This is a genomic window from Paenibacillus rhizoplanae, from assembly GCF_042684125.1.
Lineage (GTDB): Bacteria > Bacillota > Bacilli > Paenibacillales > Paenibacillaceae > Paenibacillus_AQ > Paenibacillus_AQ rhizoplanae.
In genome coordinates this window covers 69,600-88,581 of the sequence record NZ_JBHUKY010000014.1, presented here as the reverse complement: position 1 = coordinate 88,581, position 18,982 = coordinate 69,600, and the positions used below count along the sequence as shown (strand labels likewise).

Annotated in this window: 22 protein-coding genes; 18 read left to right on the top strand and 4 right to left on the bottom strand. The window is 49.6% G+C overall.

The window, feature by feature from the left end:
• The first annotated feature begins 7 nt into the window (after positions 1 to 7).
• The 3 genes from ACFSX3_RS05890 (at position 8) to ACFSX3_RS05880 (ending at position 2,128) form a co-directional block, all read left to right on the top strand.
• On the top strand, positions 8 to 586 hold the full coding sequence (locus ACFSX3_RS05890) for a hypothetical protein (RefSeq protein WP_209991476.1): 579 nt from the start codon (positions 8 to 10) through the stop codon (positions 584 to 586).
• 749 nt (positions 587 to 1,335) lie between these two features.
• Complete coding sequence (locus ACFSX3_RS05885) at positions 1,336 to 1,656, top strand: immunity 53 family protein (protein WP_209991475.1); 321 nt, start codon at positions 1,336 to 1,338, stop codon at positions 1,654 to 1,656.
• On the top strand, positions 1,634 to 2,128 hold the full coding sequence (locus ACFSX3_RS05880; protein ID WP_209991474.1) for a pentapeptide repeat-containing protein: 495 nt from the start codon (positions 1,634 to 1,636) through the stop codon (positions 2,126 to 2,128). Before ACFSX3_RS05885 ends, ACFSX3_RS05880 begins: the two co-directional genes overlap by 23 nt.
• A gap of 120 nt (positions 2,129 to 2,248) precedes the next feature.
• Here ACFSX3_RS05880 and ACFSX3_RS05875 read toward each other — a convergent pair whose 3' ends face one another.
• Positions 2,249 to 2,932, bottom strand: a complete 684-nt coding sequence (locus ACFSX3_RS05875; protein WP_209991473.1) for a Crp/Fnr family transcriptional regulator — start codon at positions 2,930 to 2,932, stop codon at positions 2,249 to 2,251.
• Between the two features lie 113 nt (positions 2,933 to 3,045).
• Here ACFSX3_RS05875 and ACFSX3_RS05870 point away from each other — a divergent pair, with 113 nt between their 5' ends.
• From ACFSX3_RS05870 to ACFSX3_RS05850, 5 genes are all read left to right on the top strand, one after another.
• Positions 3,046 to 3,723, top strand: a complete 678-nt coding sequence (locus ACFSX3_RS05870) for a lactate utilization protein (protein WP_209991472.1) — start codon at positions 3,046 to 3,048, stop codon at positions 3,721 to 3,723.
• Between the two features lie 159 nt (positions 3,724 to 3,882).
• Entirely contained in the window at positions 3,883 to 4,524 is a 642-nt protein-coding gene (locus ACFSX3_RS05865; protein WP_209991471.1) for a DUF4291 domain-containing protein, read from the top strand.
• 96 nt (positions 4,525 to 4,620) lie between these two features.
• Complete coding sequence (locus ACFSX3_RS05860) at positions 4,621 to 5,169, top strand: hypothetical protein (protein WP_379257152.1); 549 nt, start codon at positions 4,621 to 4,623, stop codon at positions 5,167 to 5,169.
• A gap of 47 nt (positions 5,170 to 5,216) precedes the next feature.
• Positions 5,217 to 5,936 (top strand): response regulator, encoded by a 720-nt coding sequence (locus ACFSX3_RS05855; RefSeq protein ID WP_209991469.1) that lies wholly within the window; start codon positions 5,217 to 5,219, stop codon positions 5,934 to 5,936.
• Positions 5,937 to 5,963: 27 nt separating this feature from the next.
• Positions 5,964 to 6,218 carry a DUF7660 family protein gene (locus ACFSX3_RS05850; protein WP_209991468.1) on the top strand — a complete coding sequence of 85 codons (255 nt, stop codon included), beginning with the start codon at positions 5,964 to 5,966 and terminating at the stop codon, positions 6,216 to 6,218.
• A gap of 135 nt (positions 6,219 to 6,353) precedes the next feature.
• Here the strand turns inward: ACFSX3_RS05850 and ACFSX3_RS05845 are convergent, their stop codons facing one another.
• A complete protein-coding gene (locus ACFSX3_RS05845; RefSeq protein WP_209991467.1) occupies positions 6,354 to 6,812 on the bottom strand; it encodes a hypothetical protein in 459 nt (152 codons plus the stop codon).
• A gap of 184 nt (positions 6,813 to 6,996) precedes the next feature.
• Here ACFSX3_RS05845 and ACFSX3_RS05840 point away from each other — a divergent pair, with 184 nt between their 5' ends.
• From ACFSX3_RS05840 to ACFSX3_RS05825, 4 genes are all read left to right on the top strand, one after another.
• Entirely contained in the window at positions 6,997 to 8,427 is a 1,431-nt protein-coding gene (locus ACFSX3_RS05840; RefSeq protein WP_209991466.1) for a flavocytochrome c, read from the top strand.
• Between the two features lie 26 nt (positions 8,428 to 8,453).
• The gene (locus ACFSX3_RS05835; protein WP_036696731.1) at positions 8,454 to 8,813 is read left to right on the top strand and encodes an FMN-binding protein; all 360 of its coding nucleotides are present in this window, start codon (positions 8,454 to 8,456) and stop codon (positions 8,811 to 8,813) included.
• A 207-nt stretch (positions 8,814 to 9,020) separates the two neighbouring features.
• Positions 9,021 to 10,634 (top strand): DcuS/MalK family sensor histidine kinase, encoded by a 1,614-nt coding sequence (gene dcuS, locus ACFSX3_RS05830; protein WP_209991465.1) that lies wholly within the window; start codon positions 9,021 to 9,023, stop codon positions 10,632 to 10,634.
• A 125-nt stretch (positions 10,635 to 10,759) separates the two neighbouring features.
• The gene (locus ACFSX3_RS05825) at positions 10,760 to 12,319 is read left to right on the top strand and encodes a flavocytochrome c (RefSeq protein ID WP_209991464.1); all 1,560 of its coding nucleotides are present in this window, start codon (positions 10,760 to 10,762) and stop codon (positions 12,317 to 12,319) included.
• A gap of 100 nt (positions 12,320 to 12,419) precedes the next feature.
• Here ACFSX3_RS05825 and ACFSX3_RS05820 read toward each other — a convergent pair whose 3' ends face one another.
• Positions 12,420 to 13,658 (bottom strand): NAD(P)/FAD-dependent oxidoreductase, encoded by a 1,239-nt coding sequence (locus ACFSX3_RS05820; RefSeq protein WP_209991463.1) that lies wholly within the window; start codon positions 13,656 to 13,658, stop codon positions 12,420 to 12,422.
• Between the two features lie 188 nt (positions 13,659 to 13,846).
• On the opposite strand from ACFSX3_RS05820, the gene ACFSX3_RS05815 reads away from it, so the two are divergent.
• The 6 genes from ACFSX3_RS05815 to ACFSX3_RS05790 all read left to right on the top strand — a co-directional run bounded on the left by ACFSX3_RS05815 (position 13,847) and on the right by ACFSX3_RS05790 (position 17,865).
• The gene (locus tag ACFSX3_RS05815) at positions 13,847 to 14,080 is read left to right on the top strand and encodes a hypothetical protein (RefSeq protein ID WP_209991462.1); all 234 of its coding nucleotides are present in this window, start codon (positions 13,847 to 13,849) and stop codon (positions 14,078 to 14,080) included.
• A 36-nt stretch (positions 14,081 to 14,116) separates the two neighbouring features.
• The gene (locus ACFSX3_RS05810) at positions 14,117 to 14,515 is read left to right on the top strand and encodes a spore coat protein (protein WP_209991461.1); all 399 of its coding nucleotides are present in this window, start codon (positions 14,117 to 14,119) and stop codon (positions 14,513 to 14,515) included.
• 168 nt (positions 14,516 to 14,683) lie between these two features.
• A complete protein-coding gene (locus ACFSX3_RS05805; RefSeq protein WP_036696743.1) occupies positions 14,684 to 15,175 on the top strand; it encodes an Lrp/AsnC family transcriptional regulator in 492 nt (163 codons plus the stop codon).
• 13 nt (positions 15,176 to 15,188) lie between these two features.
• On the top strand, positions 15,189 to 16,406 hold the full coding sequence (locus tag ACFSX3_RS05800) for an aminotransferase class I/II-fold pyridoxal phosphate-dependent enzyme (protein WP_209991460.1): 1,218 nt from the start codon (positions 15,189 to 15,191) through the stop codon (positions 16,404 to 16,406).
• A gap of 201 nt (positions 16,407 to 16,607) precedes the next feature.
• The gene (locus ACFSX3_RS05795; protein ID WP_339223379.1) at positions 16,608 to 16,862 is read left to right on the top strand and encodes an aspartyl-phosphate phosphatase Spo0E family protein; all 255 of its coding nucleotides are present in this window, start codon (positions 16,608 to 16,610) and stop codon (positions 16,860 to 16,862) included.
• Positions 16,863 to 16,950: 88 nt separating this feature from the next.
• On the top strand, positions 16,951 to 17,865 hold the full coding sequence (locus ACFSX3_RS05790) for an alpha/beta fold hydrolase (protein ID WP_209991459.1): 915 nt from the start codon (positions 16,951 to 16,953) through the stop codon (positions 17,863 to 17,865).
• A 54-nt stretch (positions 17,866 to 17,919) separates the two neighbouring features.
• Here the strand turns inward: ACFSX3_RS05790 and ACFSX3_RS05785 are convergent, their stop codons facing one another.
• Positions 17,920 to 18,963, bottom strand: coding sequence for a methyl-accepting chemotaxis protein (locus ACFSX3_RS05785; RefSeq protein WP_209991458.1), 1,044 nt, complete (start codon positions 18,961 to 18,963; stop codon positions 17,920 to 17,922).
• Between the last annotated feature and the right edge of the window lie 19 nt (positions 18,964 to 18,982).

Here is an 18,982-nt window from a genome sequence, read left to right as displayed (position 1 = left end):
GAAGAAGATGCTAAAATTACAAGGGATATCACAAGATGAGATAAAATCTTATTTGGAGACAGACTTTTACGTACCTATAACCGTTGAGTTTCCTTTAAATGATATTCCATCAAAGGAGTTATTTTATTACAGGATATTTAATAACAAATCATCTTTCATTGAAGTCAAAGTAAACAGTGAGTCAAAGAAAATATTTAGTATTACAATAGTATCTATCAACGACATTGAATATTCTTCGAAAGAACTAACAAATTTTAGTGATATACCTAAATGTATAGGGAATCCAATAATTGATATTGATGTATGGAACGGTAAAAAGATTATAGACTCAAAAGATAATTTTACAGTCATGTATGGTGATAATAAACTATTCTTTCTGCTAGAACGCATCGAACAAATTACACGAAGACTAGTTTTACCAAACATTGAGTTATTACTAAATACGAGCGATGAGATTGTGGGATATATATTCTATGATATTCCGGTTGATAAAAGGAAGGACTTAGAAGAAGGGATTGTTGCTTCAACAAATACAGCCATTTTCACTACACTGAACAAGTCGGAGGGGCTATCCAATGCCGAATGAATTTATCATTAAATCAACAACACATTTAACCTATGTAATACCCGTATAAAGATTTCTCCATATCGGTTGTACGCACATCAAATGCTTTAGTTTTATTGCTTAAATAACGCTATTCCATTGCATTTAACAGGTTAATTATGGTCAGATACTACCATAATTAACCTGTTTTTTTATCTTCGTTTCCTTACGGTTTTTCCGAATTTACTCGCAACTGTACAATATGCCGCTCGGATAGGAAGGCTATTTTAAACATTGCACCTCTACTCTATTCAATGAAGAGAACGCTGTTGAATATTTTAAAAGTAAATGTAAGGTGAAAAATATTTAACTAGTTGAGTTAAAGGAGATATCGATATGCCCAAAATGATGTGTAGTTGTGGGAAGATTCTGAATCTACAAGAAATCCCAAACAAAATACAATATAACTTTATTTCGGATGTGAATTACAATAATTATCACAGAAGTATTTATTCAGAAGATTTATATCAAGAAATGAACATGTTTTTTTAATGTTCAGATTGCGGAAGGCTATGGGGATTTTGGTAAGGTTTTGTTAAAAATCCTTGTGAGTATGTCCCAGTGAAAGATTAAAGTAAGATACAGTCTTCATTAAACCTTGATTAGCTAGTAATGCGCTGAGACTGTACGAACAGGAAGTAGTAGGTTCTCCAGACTAGGGATGAAAATGATTTTACTGATCCAATAAGAGAGTAGATCCTTAAGAAGGCAACCATATAGGAGGGCAATGAATGGAAATTTTAAGATGGTTACAAGAATGGTACGCCTCACAGTGCGATGGAGAATGGGAACATGTTGGTGGCATTAGAATTACTTCTATTGACAATCCCGGTTGGCATGTTGCAATAACTTTAGACGGGTTGGAGATGGAGAATAAACAGATGGATGTAGTTCGAATAGAGCGAACTGATGATGACTGGATTTATTGTAAAAAACAAGATGGATGTTTTACTGGTGTGGGCGGTCCGGGGAATCTTGAGGAAATACTAAAATTTTTTTATCAGTGGGCAACAATAATACATAAGGAGTGTGAATGTAATTATTATTTATAGCATAGCAAATGAACCCATACAACTAAATGTAGATTCTCTTGAACAATCAAACTTGGATAATCTAAACCTGCATAGAGCTATACTAAATAAAGAGAATTTATGCGGAGCAAGTTTAATCGGAACCAATTTACGTGGTGCTGAGCTAAGAGAGGCAAATTTAAGTAGAACGAATTTAACAAGCGCTTTATTAATGGTGGCGATGCTTGAAAATTCTAATTTAGAGTCTTCAAACCTTACAAATGCCAAGCTAACAGGAGCTATCTTAAGTAATGTTAACTTAAATAATGCTATTTTAGTCGGAGCTGATGTATGGAAGACTGATTTTAAAGGTTCAAAATTAATGGGAGCTAATATGGTGTGCGAAAGGATACAAGATTGCCTTTTAGAAGGTGCCATGTTCGATGATAACACCGTTTGGCCATTGGGGTTTGACCCTTTGGAATACGGAGCAATTATGGTTGGAGATAAATAATCCTAAGGAATAAAGCCTTCGTGAAACCATCCCCAATATCATCCAATCAGAATTAAATACACGGAGAAATCCCCCATAACGACAACCCTACATAAGCGAAGACACCAGCCCTGCTTTCCTTTAGTGAAAATCCTTTTCTGCTGCTTGTTGCAATAGCCTAAATTCGTTTCTACAGAACTCAATCAAGCCGTCCCGCTTCATCCATGCGAGCTCTCTGGACAAGGCGCTGCGGTCTACATCCAGATACTCGGCCATTGCTTCCCGATCAAAGGGAATCGTAAAAGTCTCCATTCCAGCTTCACGTCTAACTCTTGTTAAATAAGTTAAAACCTTATCCCGAATAGTTGGCATAATCAGACAATCATTCCGGTCATGCAGTTCTAACGCCCGCTCGGCAATACTATCGAAAAGATTACCAAGTAATTGTTCGTGTGCCATACATAACTTTGTGCACGGGCTCAATATGTTTTGGATAGGAATAAACAGAACTTCAAGCGGTTCTATGGCCTGCACTGACATAGGGCATCTTCTTCCACGGCTAGCCGCTGTTAGGACAGCGGTATATCCACCAGGGTAATGGAGGGATACAATAATTTGTTTTCCTTTGACGTTCAATTTCGTACTTTGAGCGGTACCCTGCAATATGATGCCGACATCATCAACGAAATCGCCCTCCCGGACTACCATCTCATCTTTTGCATATTCTTTCCGTGTGGCTGACAGACGTTTAAGCATTTGGGATATATCACTTAAGGAAATCCCTGAAAATAAACGTGATTGACATAGGGAATCTAAGTTATTCATAAGAGGCTTCTCGTTGCACGTGCAACATCCTTTTTATTTTTACTATACTATATTAATCATACATACACACGAAGTTTAGCCACCTTGTCTAACGTCAGAACGGAGGAAGAACAATGCAAGCGAAAGAAGATTCAATCAAAGCGAGAAACCGGCTGTTAGCCTCCAAGGTCATTAAAAACCTGCAAAACAGAAAGTTTGAGGCTTATTATTGTGATAATGCCATTGAAGCTGTAGAAAAGGCACTATCCTTGATTCCTGAGCAGTCCTCAGTATCATGGGGCGGGTCAGTCACACTTGAGGAAATCGGGCTTCTTAATCGGGTATGTCAAGGCAGCTATACAGTCACTGACCGTGATACAGCGCAGACCATGGAGGAACGTTATGATCTCATGCGCCAATCTCTTTTGTGCGACACCTATTTAACCAGCTTTAACGCTATCAGCGAAGATGGGATATTGGTCAATATCGACAGTGTGGGCAATCGGGTGGCAGCGATTACTTTTGGACCGAGAAGTGTGGTTGCTGTCGTTGGGATGAATAAGGTCTGCAAGACGGCTGAAGACGCAGTGATAAGAGCCAGAACCTATGCCGCCCCCATTAATGCAAACCGTTGTTCGGTTTCATCCAGCCCATTTTTACATTCGCCGCAAAAAACGCCCTGCCTAATCAATGGTGCTTGCGGAGATTGTAAATCAGATGATTGTATCTGTTCTTACATCGTCGAAACAAGAATGTGTAAAACAGCGGGGAGAATAAAGGTTATCCTCGTTGGCGAGTCTTTGGGGTTTTGAATAAGGATTAATAGCGGCTTAAGGGTAGAAGAATCTCATCTATCCCAAGCCGCATTTTTATATTTGGGAGAAAGTGTTGTTTTGAAGTTAGACTGAATAGCAGAGACAGAATATACTGATGGGAGCAGCATTGAAAAATATTCGGAGGCAACTATTCAAATGACAACTGCGCGAAAACAACTGGAACGGACGATAGATGCAGAAGACAGAATAATCATGGCCCATTACAATGATCAAACGGTCAGAGTATACCAAGCGTATAATCACAAAATTGCAGATGAGGTATTAAGGCTTGGACAATTCGGACCTTCTTTTAGAATAGATAGAATGACTTGGATTAAGCCGTCCTTCTTGTGGATGATGTACCGGGCAGGGTGGGCGACCAAAACGGATCAGGAACGGATATTGGCGATTGATATCACCAGAGAGGGCTTCAATCATATTTTGTCACAGGTAGTCCTGTCCTCATATGATCCTGACCTATACGTTTCCCAAGAGGAATGGCATATGAAGTTACAGGATTCCCAAGTGAGATGTCAATGGGACCCTGACAGAGATATCCATGGGAACAAATTACCGGGAAGAGCCATCCAGTTAGGCTTAAGAGGCGAGATGGTGCATAATTACATTCATAGATGGATTGTAGAGATTCACGACATCACAGAGTACGTAGCCGATACCAGGGAAGCGATACAATCCGGGACGTTCAGCATGGATCTGTTGTCTAAGGAGACCCCGTATCCTGTGGAGAATTCTATTAAACGAACCTTAGGAATACTTAAGATGGGGACCACGGGGTGATTTTATTGGCATCATTTGTATTATTACTTAAAGAATTTGAAGACGAATTTAAGGTTGTTTACCGATTTGGACCAAATGACCTGGAGATGGGGAAAATTGAAAGTTACTAATGATTTGGGCAAGTTTAGAAAAGCGGTTATATGGAAAAATGAGTTACCTTCAATCCCTATTAAATTGGGCCAAGAACTTGAAATTACATTGGAACTGTCTAGACCAATAGTTTCTGAGGATAAAAAACTGGCTTTGGAATTGAAACTTCCACGGAATAGTTCATACTATGCGTTATTGGGAATAGAATTCATAGCTAATCAAACATCAAAGTTAATAATAAAAACCGTAATAGGGGATAGTTCCAACTCTATGTTCCATTCTGAATTAGAGCAGGGTAAAGAAAACATCTATTCAGGTATTCCTGCTGAATATGCTGAAATAATTCTAAATTCTGCAAAAGAAATTGCTATTGAATCAAAGTGGCTTTATTCAGGAAGAATTACATTTGCTTGTGGTGCCCACAGCGTAGTTGGTTCTAGCGAAGCAATTTTTTCCAAAGTAACTAAGGTATTGATGGTTTTATTGCAAAATGAACTAACGGCGGATACTTTTTTAAGTGACGATTCGGTCATTCTTTTAGAAATGGATAAATAATATGGTCGTTATATTAGTTATAGTTGCACAAAAGACAAGGAGAACCCATGAACATTAAAGTATTGATCGTAGAGGATGACCCGATGGTGGCGAAGTTCAACCGCCATTATCTGGAGCAGGTTCCGGGCTTTGAATATGTAGGCTGGGCTGTGACTGGGGATGAGGCGTTGATTCTGCTGGAGGAACAGCAGGTGGATCTGATTCTGCTGGATATTTATATGCCGCGTGTCAGCGGGCTGCAACTGCTCTCTACTCTGCGGGAGCAGGGGAGCAAGGTGGATATCATTGTGATCTCCGCCGCCAGTGACAATGCCAGCATCCGCAAGGCGCTGCAGAACGGGGCCGTGGATTATTTGATCAAGCCGTTTGAGTTTGCCCGCTTTCAGGCGGCCTTGTCGGCGTATCGTGAAGATTATAAGCTGATGCACAAGGAGCATCTCAGCCAGGAGCAGCTGGATAAGCTGCTGCGGCATTCGCTGGGGACAGAAGAGGAGAGGTTCGCTGCGCTGCCGCTGCCCAAGGGACTTGCCGAAGGCACACTGGAGAGCATCTGGAGCACGATTAAACAGCTGGAGAGCCCGGTGTTCTCCACGGAGGATATCAGCAGCCATGCGCCAATCTCGCGGATCTCGGTCCGCAAATATCTGGCTTTTCTGACGGAGGCAGGCATTCTGGAGATGGAGCTTAGCTACGGGGCGGTAGGCAGGCCGGTGTATATGTATAAGGTGAGACCTGAAGGGCATGAACTTATCCGTAAATATCTATAAGTAGCTAAGGGTGGAAGGAGCTGGAGCATGGAACTGCATGAAGCACTGAAGAAGGTTAGAAGCAGGGAAGACTTCACAGCATTCCTTGGTCTGTTGGCTAAGGATTACAGCGCGAATCCGGGTGAATGGGAGAATGGCAGTGTGGAGCTGTATCTGGAAGGAGTCCAATCCTGGGTGGAGGATATGGATGGATATTATGAGAATCTGAAGCGGCCCGCGCCGCAGAATATCGACTGGAGCTTCATCGCAGGCATACTGTATGCCGGAAAAATATACGAATGAGCAAGGGAGCCGGCCGCACAAATAAAACGGAGTCACGGTTGTCCCAAGGCTGCCCCAGGCGTTCCATGACTCCATATAGCCGTCACATTAGCTGTGAAGGTTATTAAGCTATGCCATACATAAGCGTGCGCAGAATCAATCGAAGGCCTGCTGCAGAGCCAGCGGACTGAACTCGTTAATGATTTTGTAGGCTACCAGGTGCGGGTTGTTCATGTCATTGTCATAGATAATCATGTGATGCTCGCCCTTCAAAATAATGTCGAACCGCTGCTTCCGGTCGGCCTGGACGATGGTCATGTAATAGCTGTACTTGTTGTCTGTGTTGACATTGCGGGCGGATTTCATCAGGCGGACGCCGGAGAAATCATCGTAGATCCGCTTAATCGCTTCCGGCTCGGTGAGCACAACATCCTTCTGTTCACCGGGAACAGAAGACAGGCGGGTAATTTCCAGTGCAGCGATATCTTCCAGACGGATGGTTCGGGCAACTACTCTTTTAAATGAAGTATAGCGGCTTGCGGTGTAGCTCATCAGGGAGACACCGGCTACAGCCAGAACAGCACCGGCCAGCCAATATTTTTCGCTTTTTTCCATAGTTTCTGCTCCTCCTAGTGATACGGTTGTATAAGCTCCAATTATAAATCTATAAACACATTCAAGCAAATTCACTACCTTTATTTACTTTATCATTTCTTTAATTACTAAATATTCTTGTCAGGGCTCCTTCAGGTTATGATGATTGTGAAAATATGCACAATAATAATTGGAGGAGAACAGAATGAACAGAAAGAGATGGGGAAGTCTGCTGGGCAAAGGGTTGCTGCTGGCAAGTCTGGTGGTATTGCCTGCATGTAACAGCACCAAAGGGGAGTCTACGGACATCGTAATTATCGGCGGCGGCGGCGCGGGAATGACTGCTGCCATTGAAGCGCATAATCAGGGAGCCAAGGTGATATTGATCGAAAAAATGCCTATGCTTGGAGGCAACACCGTCCGTGCGGAAGGCGGGCTGAATGCGGCAGGAACACCTTATCAGGCAGCGGCTGGCATCAAAGACAGTCCCGAGCTGCATTTCGAGGATACCATGAAGGGCGGCAAAAACCTCAATAACCCGGAGCTGGTCAGAACGCTTACGAACGGTGCGGCGGCTTCAGTGGAGTGGCTGAAGGAGAATGGAGCCGAGCTGTCTGAAGTGGGACGCGCAGGCGGGGCAAGCGTGAACCGGATTCACCGTCCGGCAGGCGGGGAAGCGGCAGGGAATTTCATCGTAGTCGCGCTGAAGAAGAAGCTGGAGGAGTACAAGATTGATGTGCGCCTGCGGACGACGGCCGATGAGATCGTCAAGAATAAGGACGGCGTGGTTACCGGCGTGAAGGTGACGGATAAGGATGGCAAGCAGTACACGATTAGTGCGAATTCCGTTATCCTGGCGGCTGGCGGTTTTGGAGCCAATATGGACATGATCAAGGGGTACCAGCCGAAGCTGGAAGGGTTCTCTACCACTAACCATCCAGGCGCAACCGGCGATGGTACAACGATGGCAGAGAAGATCGGTGCCAAGCTAGTAGACATGAAGGAGATCCAGATTCATCCGACCACCATTCCGAATCAAGGCGTGCTGATCACGGAAGGGGTACGCGGAGACGGTGCGATTCTGGTCAATAGCGAAGGCAAACGGTTCACGAATGAACTGCTGACCCGCGATGTCGTGTCCCGGAATATCCTGGCCCAGTCCGGCAAAGTAGCTTACCTGATCTTCAATGATGAGCTGCGTGCGAACCTGAAGGCCACCGAGGTTTATTTTGGAATGGATCTGGTCAAAGAAGCGGCCACACCTGAAGAATTGGCGGCACAGATTGGTGTAGATGGCAAAGCACTGGCGGATACACTGAATACGTATAATGGCTTCGTTGCTTCCGGTAAGGATACAGAGTTTGAACGGCCGGATCTTGAGCTGTCTTTTGAAAAGGGTAAATATTATGCAATTCAGGTAACACCCGGAATCCACCATACCATGGGCGGAGTAGCGATTAACACTCAGGCTCAGGTGCTGGATACCAAGGATCAGGTCATTGCCGGGCTGTATGCTGCGGGCGAAGTAACCGGCGGGGTACACGGCGCGAACCGTCTGGGCGGGAATGCACTGGCAGACATCACTACCTTCGGCCGGATTGCAGCGGATGAAGCTGTGAAGGCACTTAAGAAATAGGAATTTACAGAAGGAGGAAATTACTCATGCACAAGTGGACAAAAACCTTGCTGTTCTCTGCCCTCGCGGCTGCAACAGTACTTACGGCGGGATGCTCTTCATCTTCCGGCAAGTATGTGGACGGGACGTATGATGGAACAGGCAAAGGGGTCAAGAGTGATATTAAAGTGGCGGTAGAAATCAAGGATGAGAAGATCGACGCCATTACCGTAGAGGAGCATAAGGAGACGCAGGCGATGATCGATGCGGCCGTGGAGAATACCATTCCTGAAATTATTGAAAAGCAAACCACAGAAGGCGTAGACGCCCTCTCCGGTGCTTCCGGCTCCAGCGGCGGGATTATTGAAGCGGTGACCCAGGCGCTGGAACAGGCCAAGAAGCAGTAAGCCATCATTCAATTGCTTATAAAAGAGTTGTGGTCATATCACCCGAGCAAGCCCAGCCCTCCTGTCTCCGGCAGAACGGTTGGGCTTGCTTCTTCATTGTTCCATCCCCCCGAAGCGATCCCCGGGAGTAGCTTTACAAATTCAAGTTCAACTAATATAGTTCGAATGGTATAGGAATATGGGACATGAAGGGAGGTCTTCGCACCAGTGGCCAGGAAAAAAAACTACAGTCTGCGCACAATGATCGCCGTTATGGTGTCTGCCGTTGTCCTGCTGGTATTGCTGATTTTATATTTTATTTTCCGGAATCAGATTATTCCACAGACCCGGCAGGCGCTGGAGGATAAGGCGATTACGATTGCCCGTACTATCGCCCTGATTCCGCTGGTCTCGGAGGGGCTTAGTGAGGGCAACAGCAAGGAGATTCAGGACTACACCTCAAGGATCGCCCGCCGCAATGATATTATGTTCGTGGTAGTGACAGATATGAAGGGTATCCGCTACTCCCATCCGGATGCCTCGCTGGTCGGACTGCCCTTTGCGGGAGGCGGCCAGGAGATATCGCTGCGCGGAGGGGAGAGCATCTCCGAAGGGGCAGGGCCGCTCGGCAGATCATTGCGCGGCTTCGTGCCGGTCTATAACAACCGGGGGCATCAGGTGGGTGTGGTCATTGCTGGTCTGTCCCTGGAGCGGGTCGAGCGGCTGGTTCTGCTGAATGAGTGGACGATTATTGCGATTCTGGTCTCGGGAGCCTTACTGGGAGCGGGGGGAGCATTCATTTTGGCGGCCCAGATCAAGCGGATGGTGTTCGGGATGGAGCCGGAGGACATCTCCAAGCTGCTCCAGGAACGCAGTGCGATGCTGGAATCCACGCGTGAGGGTATTATTGCCGTAGATCAGCAGGCGCGGATTACCATCCTTAATATGGAGGCGCAGCGGCTTCTGCGGGCAGCGGGGATTGGCGGGAGCGCGATGAACCGGCAGATTGCCGAGTTTTGGCCGGAGCTGGGTCTGGAGCGGGTATTGGCTGAGGGAGAGGGAATACAGGACCAGGAGCTGGAGCTGGGGGACAGCTCTCTATTGGTGAACAGTCTTCCTGTCCGTGTTAACGGTACTATTGTTGGCGCGATTGCCACCTTCCGGGATGAGACCGAGCTGGCTGTGCTGGCGGAGAAGCTGTCGGGAGTCTCGGTCTATGCAGAAGCGCTGCGCTCCGGTGCCCACGAGTTCATGAACAAGCTGCATGTCATTATGGGCATGACCCATATGGGCCTGTATGATGAGCTGCAGCAATATATTCTGGGAACGGTAAGCAATTACCAGAAGGAGATCGGGTCGATTACGAGACAGATCAAGGACCCGGTGATGGCGGGATTTCTGCTGGGGAAGCTGAGCCGGGCACGCGAAGCGGGGATGGAGCTGCTGCTGACCGGAGACAGCTATCTGCCGGAGCCGGCTGATCCGCAGGTGATTCATGAGCTGATTACGATCGCTGGAAATCTGCTGGATAATGCCCTGGAGTCGCTGGGGGAGCTCCGTGAGCAACCTGTGAAGCGGGTGGAGCTTGCTTTTCAATATGAAGAGGGGCGGCTGCTATGCGAGGTAAGCGACAACGGTCCGGGAATTCCGGCGGGCCTGGGGGAGAAGATCTTCGTTCAGGGCTACTCCTCCAAGGGTGAACAGCGGGGCATCGGCCTATATCTGGTGAAGAAAAGTGTAGACAAACTCAAGGGCCATCTTGAGCTTGCCGCCGGCTGCGGGCCGGGAGCGCATTTTATCGTGGATGTGCCATATGAGGTGAAGGAAGAGGAGGGCGTGTGAACATTTAAAGGCACACGCTGATTACTTTAGTTACAAAACTCTTTAATAACTTACGGAAGGTTCCACAAACCGCTTCTTTGACGCTATGATAATTGTGAAAATATGCACAAGGGGGCAAGACTTACATGAATAAGAGATCAACAGCGGCGCTTATCCTCGTTCTCTCCGTTATGCTTGTTATTGCAGGCTGCGGAAACAACAATGCGGGCAGCAGCAAGAATGAGAGCAAGGGAACAAACAGCGCGACCACTGAGCCTGCAGCAACGGCTGCACCTAAAGAGACAGCAGAAGCCGTGTCGGGAGCATCCGAAGCGAGCTATACTCCGTACGATCAATTAAAAGATAAATACGATATCGTCATTGTCGGTGCAGGCGGAGCAGGTATGTCTGCGGCGCTCGAAGCGAAGGCAAGCGGCATGAACCCGGTGATTCTGGAGAAGATGCCGATGGCTGGCGGGAATACAACGAAATCCTCCTCGGGGATGAATGCATCACAGACCAAGTTCCAGAAGGAGCAGGGCATCGAAGACAGCAACGAGCTGTTCTATAATGAGACGCTAAAAGGCGGCCATGACACGAACAACAAGGAATTACTTCATTTCTTCGTGGATAACTCCTCAAGTGCCATTGACTGGCTGGATTCGATTGGCATTCGCTTGAACAACATCACCATTACCGGCGGAATGAAGGAAAAGCGTACCCATCGTCCGGAGGACGGCTCGGCAGTGGGACAATATCTTGTAGCAGGACTCGTCCGCAATGTTCAGGAGCAGGGAATTCCGCTGTTCGTCAATGCGGATGTGAAGGAGCTTACGGTACAGGACGGTAAGGTGAACGGCGTGAAGGTGCTGTTCAACCAGGCCGACGACAAAACGATCAGCGCAGCAGCAGTTATCGTAACCACCGGCGGCTTCGGTGCCAACAAGGAGCTGATCTCCAAAGTCAGACCGGACCTGGAAGGTCTGGTCACCACTAACCAGATTGGCAGTACCGGCGACGGCATCGCCATGATCGAGAAAGTCGGCGGAACTACCGTAGACCTGGATCAGATTCAGGTTCACCCGACCGTGCAGCAGGAGAAATCCTACCTGATCGGTGAAGCGGTCCGGGGCGAAGGAGCTATTCTTGTATCTGCTGAAGGCAAGCGCTTCGGCAACGAGATGGATACCCGTGACAAGGTAACGGCTTCAATTAATAAGCTTTCTGAGAAATCCGCTTATCTTGTATTCAACGCCGGAGTCAAATCCCGTGTCAAGGCGGTAGATCAATACATCAAGATGGGTGTGGTCAAGACCGCAGATACCATCGAGGCACTGGCGGATCAGATGAAGGTTCCGGCCGCTGCACTTAAGACTACCGTGGATACTTGGAACGGTGCTGTGAAGAGTAAGTCGGATGCCGAGTTCGGCAGAACTACCGGTATGGATAATGATCTGTCCGGTGCTCCGTATTATGCCATTCAGATCGGCCCTGGTATTCACTACACGATGGGCGGAGTGGTGATCAACACCAACACAGAAGTCTTGAACAAAGACGGCAAGGCGATTACCGGACTGTTCGCGGCAGGAGAAGTGGTCGGCGGGCTACACGGCGAGAACCGCATCGGGGGTAACTCGGTAGCCGAGATTATTATCTTCGGACGTCAGGCAGGAATCAAGTCGGCTGAATTTGTAAAAGCGCAATAAGCTATTATTCTTCTATATCGTTATTTGCATAAGTATTCAACGGAAAAGGGATGCTCCGCAGCCATCAGGCTATGCGGGCATCCCTTTCTGTGTTGCAGCGTTATGGCTGTATCGCCAGGGAGGGCGCAGGCTTCGCCGAACGGGTCAGCGAGAACAGCTCCAGCTCCGGGCGGCTCTTGCCGGCCAGCGTATCTGCAAGCAGCTCGGCGGCAATCATGCTGTAGACCGTACCGTTTCCACCATAGCCTTCAATGAAGTAGCAGTGCGGGAACTCCGGGTGCGGCCCCATATAAGGCAGCCCGTCACGGGTGGAGCCGAAGACCGCTCCCCAGGAATATTCGGCCTTGATTCCTTGAAGTTCCGGGAACAGGGCCGTAACCTCCTCGACCAGACGCTCACACTGGGAGAGGACCCTTACCTCACGCCGATCCACGCTGGTAAGCTGCTCATCCTTGCCGCCGGCGATAATCCGTCCGTCCGGGGTGGTCCGGAAGTACAGATAAGGCCGGGCCGTTTCCCAGAGCAGGCTCTGCTCGTGCCATTTCGGAAGAGCGGGCAGAGGTTCAGTCATAATAGCATAGGTGTTGATCAGCTCTGCTCCCCTGTCCTTCTTCATCTCCTGGGTCTCGTACCCCATAGCAAAGACAACCTTCTTCGCAACAATCCGCCCCTGTCCGGTATGACAGATTACACCGTCTGCGTTGTACTCATAATGAAGGGCTTCGGTATGCTCATAGATCCGTACCCCGCCGGAGTGCGCCTTATGAATCAGACTGTGTACCGTCCGCAGCGGATTGGTCTCCGCATCTCCTTTGGAATATAGCGCACCTGGTTTGGAGAAGGCATAATGGGCGCGGACCGTCTCCTCCTCCCAGAATTCCGAATGGAAGCCGTGCTTCACCAGATTCTCATTCTCCAGCTTCAGCATACCAACATCTTCCGGCGTACTGGCATACAGCAGACTGCTGCGCTCAATAATCTGCGGATCGATGTCCAGCTTTCCGGGCAGCTCCAGAATCGCACGCATGGCCTGCTGGCAGAGTCTGTAGAACAGCACACCGTTCTCTTCCCCGAAGGTATTCATACAGGCAGTCAGTGATTTGTCATTGGCGATTTGCAGCAGTCCCGTATTGGCGTGGGAGCTTCCGGCGCCGATCGTTCTTTTATCGATAAGAACCGTATCTGCTCCGGTGAGGGACATGCGGTAAGACATCATCGCTCCGCCCATCCCGCCGCCTACAATCAGGCAGTCACAGGTAATGTCTTCCGCAAGTACCGGATATACCGGAGGCTCGGGCAGTGTGTGTTCCCAGGGCAGTTGCCCGCTGACGAGTTTCATAAATCTGTTCGCTCCTCTATGTCATTCAGAGTAGTATTATTTGCACTATTGAAGAGTCTCATGCGTCAAGTCCCTAAAGATTATTCATCAAGTGTGAGCTTGCTTAATGTACCTTCCGGCACATAAACAGCCTTCCCCGGAAGCATACTAAGGAACGCTTGAACAACCAGAAGGAGGGACTACCGAACATGCAATCTAACCAAATGCAGGCACTTAGCGGAAAAGAGTTGGAATACATCACCGATTCCATTTCCAATGAGGATTTGCTGATTAAGCAGCTCGCGGCTACAGCCGGAACCACTCAGAACTCTGCCGTGCAGGGGATCTGCATCCAGCAGATTCAGAGTCATACCCACCACATGGATATGCTGGTCCAGCTGCTCCATCAGCATCAGCAATACGCACCATCGCAGCCGCAATAACAGGCAGAACCCACAAACTTTGAAGGAGGTTTTACCGTGCACGCACAGAATGGAACGCCGTTTATGGCGGATGAAGATTTACTCTATACGATTTTGGCCGATTTGAAGCGGACAGTCCGCGAGTACACCACAGCAGCTACAGAATCGAATTGTCCCGCCGTCAGACGGGTATTCAATGATTTGACTATGGATACCCTCAGAATTCAGGGTGAATTGTACATGCAGATGTCGCAAATGAACATGTACGCCCCTCCGGGCAAAGCGCTGCGTCAGGATGTGGACAAGCAGATTCAGAGTGCCCAACAGACCCAGCAGAAGCTGCAGCAGTTCGTGCGTGAGAAAACAGGCGGGGCAGGAGCCTATAATCAGAATTCGAATGTTTCGCAGCATCAGCCGAACGTCCAGCAGCAGCACAATGGTTCCTATTATATGTAACCCCGGCGCTGGCCCGGTGAAGCATTAGAGCGCTTACCCGGCCATGCAGGAGAAAATACAAAGGGAATGAAGCCCTATAGCCCCGCCTCGGCGGGGTTATTTTGTTTGCAGAACGGTACTTTTCATGTCATATTAATACTAAACTCTTTTTTGCAGGAGGCCCTAAGAATGAATGAATTGAAGAGGAAAGTGCTGGAACTGCTCAAGGAGGACGCGCGAAGCTCAACGGCATTAATGGCGACCCTGCTTGGTGCGGAGGAAGAAGATGTCAAGACCGTGATTGCCGAAATGGAGCAGGACCATGTCATTGTGAAATACGCGACGGTTGTCAATTGGGACAAAGTCGATGATGAACGGGTGACGGCGCTGATCGAGGTACAGATTACGCCTGAACGGGGCCGCGGCTTCGAGGGGATTGCCGAACGGATCTATCTGTATCCGCAGGTGAAATCCGTCTATCTGATGTCCGGTGCTTACGATCTGCTGGTGGAAGTGGAAGGCCGTAATCTGCGCGAGGTCGCTAATTTTGTGTCTGAGAAGCTGTCACCGATTGATGCCGTGCTCTCTACCAAGACTAATTTTACGCTCAAAAAATACAAACAGGACGGTATCATCTTTGAAGAGCATGAGGAAGACAACCGTCTGATGATATCTCCGTGAAGGATGTAATGTCATGATCATTAATAACGCTCAGCACACAGGAGATAAAGGCAAGTCGATGAACGCTTATTTGGCCCCGCTAGTCCGGCAGATTCAGCCTTCGGGCATCCGCAAGTTTTTTGATCTGGCGGCAGGCAGCAAGGATATTATCTCGCTGGGTGTCGGCGAGCCGGACTTTAAGACGCCCTGGCATGTCAGAGAGGCCTGCGTCTATTCGCTCGAACGCGGCTTCACCGGCTACACCTCCAATGCCGGAATGCCCGAGCTGCGCGAGGGTATTGCCGAGTATCTGGAGACCCGCTTCGCCGTGAAGTATGATCCGGCGAACCAGATTATCGCCACGGTCGGCGGCAGTGAGGCTATTGATTTGGCCCTGCGTGCCCTGATCGCCCCGGGAGACGAGATTCTGATTCCCGAGCCTTGTTACATCTCTTATTCTCCGATTACGGCCATCGGCGGCGGGATTCCGGTCGGCATTGAAACCTTCGGGAAGAATAACTTCAAGCTGACTGCCGAAGATCTGGAGGCCAAAATTACCCCGCGCTCCAAGATTCTGATTCTCTGCTATCCAAGCAATCCGACAGGCGCGATCATGAGCCGTGAGGATTGGGAGCCGATTGCCAAGGTGGTCGAGAAGCATGATCTTATCGTCATCTCGGATGAGATTTATGCCGAGCTTACGTATGGAAGCAACCATGTCAGCTTCGCTTCGCTGCCGGGGATGCTTGACCGGACGATTCTGGTCAGCGGGTTCTCCAAGGCCTTCGCCATGACCGGCTGGCGGATGGGCTATGCCTGCGGCCACCCGGACCTGATCTCTGCCATGCTGAAGATTCACCAGTATACCGTCATGTGCGCGCCTTCGATGGGCCAGGTGGCTGCGCTTGAGGCACTTACTAACGGGATGGAAGAGAAGGACCGTATGACAGACTCTTATAACCAGCGCCGCCGGCTGATTGTCAAGGGGCTGCGGGACGCGGGACTGGAGTGTCATGAGCCGCAGGGTGCTTTCTATGCATTCCCGAGTATCCAGGCCACTGGGCTGACCTCCGACCAGTTCGCCCAGCGTCTGCTGCTCGAATATAAGGTCGCTGCTGTTCCGGGAAGTGTCTTCGGCCTGGGCGGGGAAGGCTATCTGCGCTGCTCCTATGCCACTTCGGTGTCCCAGTTGAATGAAGCGGTTGAGCGAATTGGGGCATTGGTCTCACAGCTGGCCCGGGAAGGAGCCTGACAAGGCTCGACAAAGAAGTAAATCGAACTATAGCCGATCACCTTCTAATATGGTATTATTTTACTCTAAGGACAAGAAACACCTGTAATACACTTACATGGCCCTCTTATTCCGGGAATAAAGGCGCTTCATATTTGGTCGCATAGAACTGCACGGTTCTAATCGGTATGACGCGCGATACTTTTATTAGGAAGGGTGATTGTGCTGAGCGCAGATTATTACTTATCCTCCTATGGCGGGAAATGTGGTTCCGGAAGCGGGCTACCTCGCGCCAGAGGAGATGCGAATGCACGCAGGCTCTCGCTGGAAGATGAAATTCAGATGCTCCGCAGCAGAATGGAACAACTCTTTATGCAGGAGAATTCCTTTACCTCGGATAATGTAATAGCAATCAGCAGCTTGCTGGATCTCAAAATTAATGAGTATATGAGAGGCCGCCACCGCAAGAGCAATTAATACAGCACGATTATACGAAGCGGATGTCTTCCTTTGGGGAGATGTCCGTTTTTTTTGAATATTGAAGTACCGGAAGGTGGAGTCTGAAATGATCAAGGTATTTAAAAGCGAGGCCGGCAAAGAACAGGTTCTAAGGTCCTATAACGAGCTTCTTGACGCGTGGGGGACGGAATTTCAGGAGCTTGATGTGGAGACCCCTTATGGGACAACTCATTGTATAACAGCGGGAGAGCCGGAGTTACCGCCCTTGCTCCTATTACACGGGGTAGGCGATAATTCGGCCGTGATGTGGCTGCTGAACATGAAGGAGCTGTCCCGGCATTTCTATTGCATTGCAGTAGATACGCTGGGCGGGCCGGGGAAGAGTGTTCCAGGTGAGAAGTTCCATAAACGGACTTTTGATCAGGTGGATTGGATCAACAAGGTCGCAGACGGGTTGAAGCTTGAACAATTCTGCGTGGCAGGTGTGTCGAATGGAGCGTATATGGCCTTCAATTACACGGTGAACGGACCGGGGAGAGTGCTGAGGGCTGTCTGCATGGAGGGAGGAATGGTCACGGCTCCAATTAAAAGCATGATACATACGTTGATGATGATGTTCCCGGAGATTCTTATCCCTACAAGCAGCAATCTGCTCAGGGCAGCCCGCAAGCTCAGCTCGCCGGCTTCAGGGCTCTTCGACAAGCACCCTGAAGTCGGGGAGCATCTGGTGCTGTTAATGAAGAGCCATAACCAGCAGGCAATGTTCGCCCATAAGCTTCAGCCCTACGAACAAGAGAAAGCGGTTACGTTCCGGGATCAGCTGTATTTCCTTCTGGGCGATTATAAGCTGGAGCAGAAGCAGGAGCAGAAGCAGGAGCTCACCAGAACACTGGACACTGGCGGATTCCGCTACACAGTCATCCCGGACGCCGGTCACGGCGTGAATCACGAGCAGCCGGAGCGGGTCAACCGGGAGCTCGTGGCTTTTTTGAAGGGGAGTGAGGGGAGCGAATCTATATAAATAACCCCCTGTGCTGGTCCGAAGACCTATCAGGGGGTTAGCACTGTTGCTCTGTTAGTTTACCTTGAACGTGGCCACCGCCTGCTGCAGCCCATCGGCCATCTTTGCCAGCTCGGTGGAGGCTGCGGCTACCTCCTCCATGGAGGCGAGCTGCTCCTCGGAGGCCGCGGCAGCGCTCTGGGAACGCTCTGCGGCCTGTTTTGCCACATCAGCCATCTCGGCCACGGAGGAGGTCAGCTCCTCGGTTCCGGCCAGCAGCTGCTCGGAGGAAGCAGACATCTCATGAACCTGGGTGTTTATCTCGCCGATGCCGCCGAGAATATCCGTGAACAGACGCCCGGCCTCGCCTACCATCCGCGAGCCTTCCTGAACGGCCCCGGCATTGGCCAGCACCGCCTCTGAGGCTGCCCGGTTACCCTGCTGGATCTCGAGAATCAGGGTGCTGATATGACCGGCAGCTTCGGCTGTCTGTTCGGACAGCTTCTTCACCTCACCGGCTACCACGGAGAAGCCCCGTCCGTATTCGCCCGCTCTGGCGGCCTCAATCGCCGCGTTTAAGGCTAACATGCCGGTCTGATCGCTGATGCCTTTGATCAGACCAATGATGTTGCCGATCTGCTGGGATTGTGCGCTAAGAGAGGTAATCATGCTGGAAGCATCTGCGGCGGTCCGCTCCATCTCTTCCATCTGGTCCACCGCCTCCGTTATGATGGAATGCCCGTTCTGCGCCTGGCCTGCCGCCCGCCCAGCAGCTGCGGCGGTGTCCATCGAGGCCTCCGCGATCCGCTGCACACCGGCGGCCATCTCCTCCATCGCTCTTGCAGACTCCCGGGTGGACTGAAGCTGCTGATCCGCTCCGGCGGACAGATCCTGAATATTCTCCACAATAGCCTCTGTGGTGTGATTGGTCTGATTGGCACTCGACATTAATTCCTCCGAGGTCGAGGCGACTTGCAGGGAGTGATCGGCAATGGTCCCCAGGAGTCTGCTCAGATTGGTAATCATCTGGTTCAGATGCCCGGCCATATTGCCGAATTCATCCACACTGTCCACCTCCAGCTTCCCCGTGAAGTCTCCGGCAGCCATCTGCCGGGACATCGCATTGACACGAGTCAGC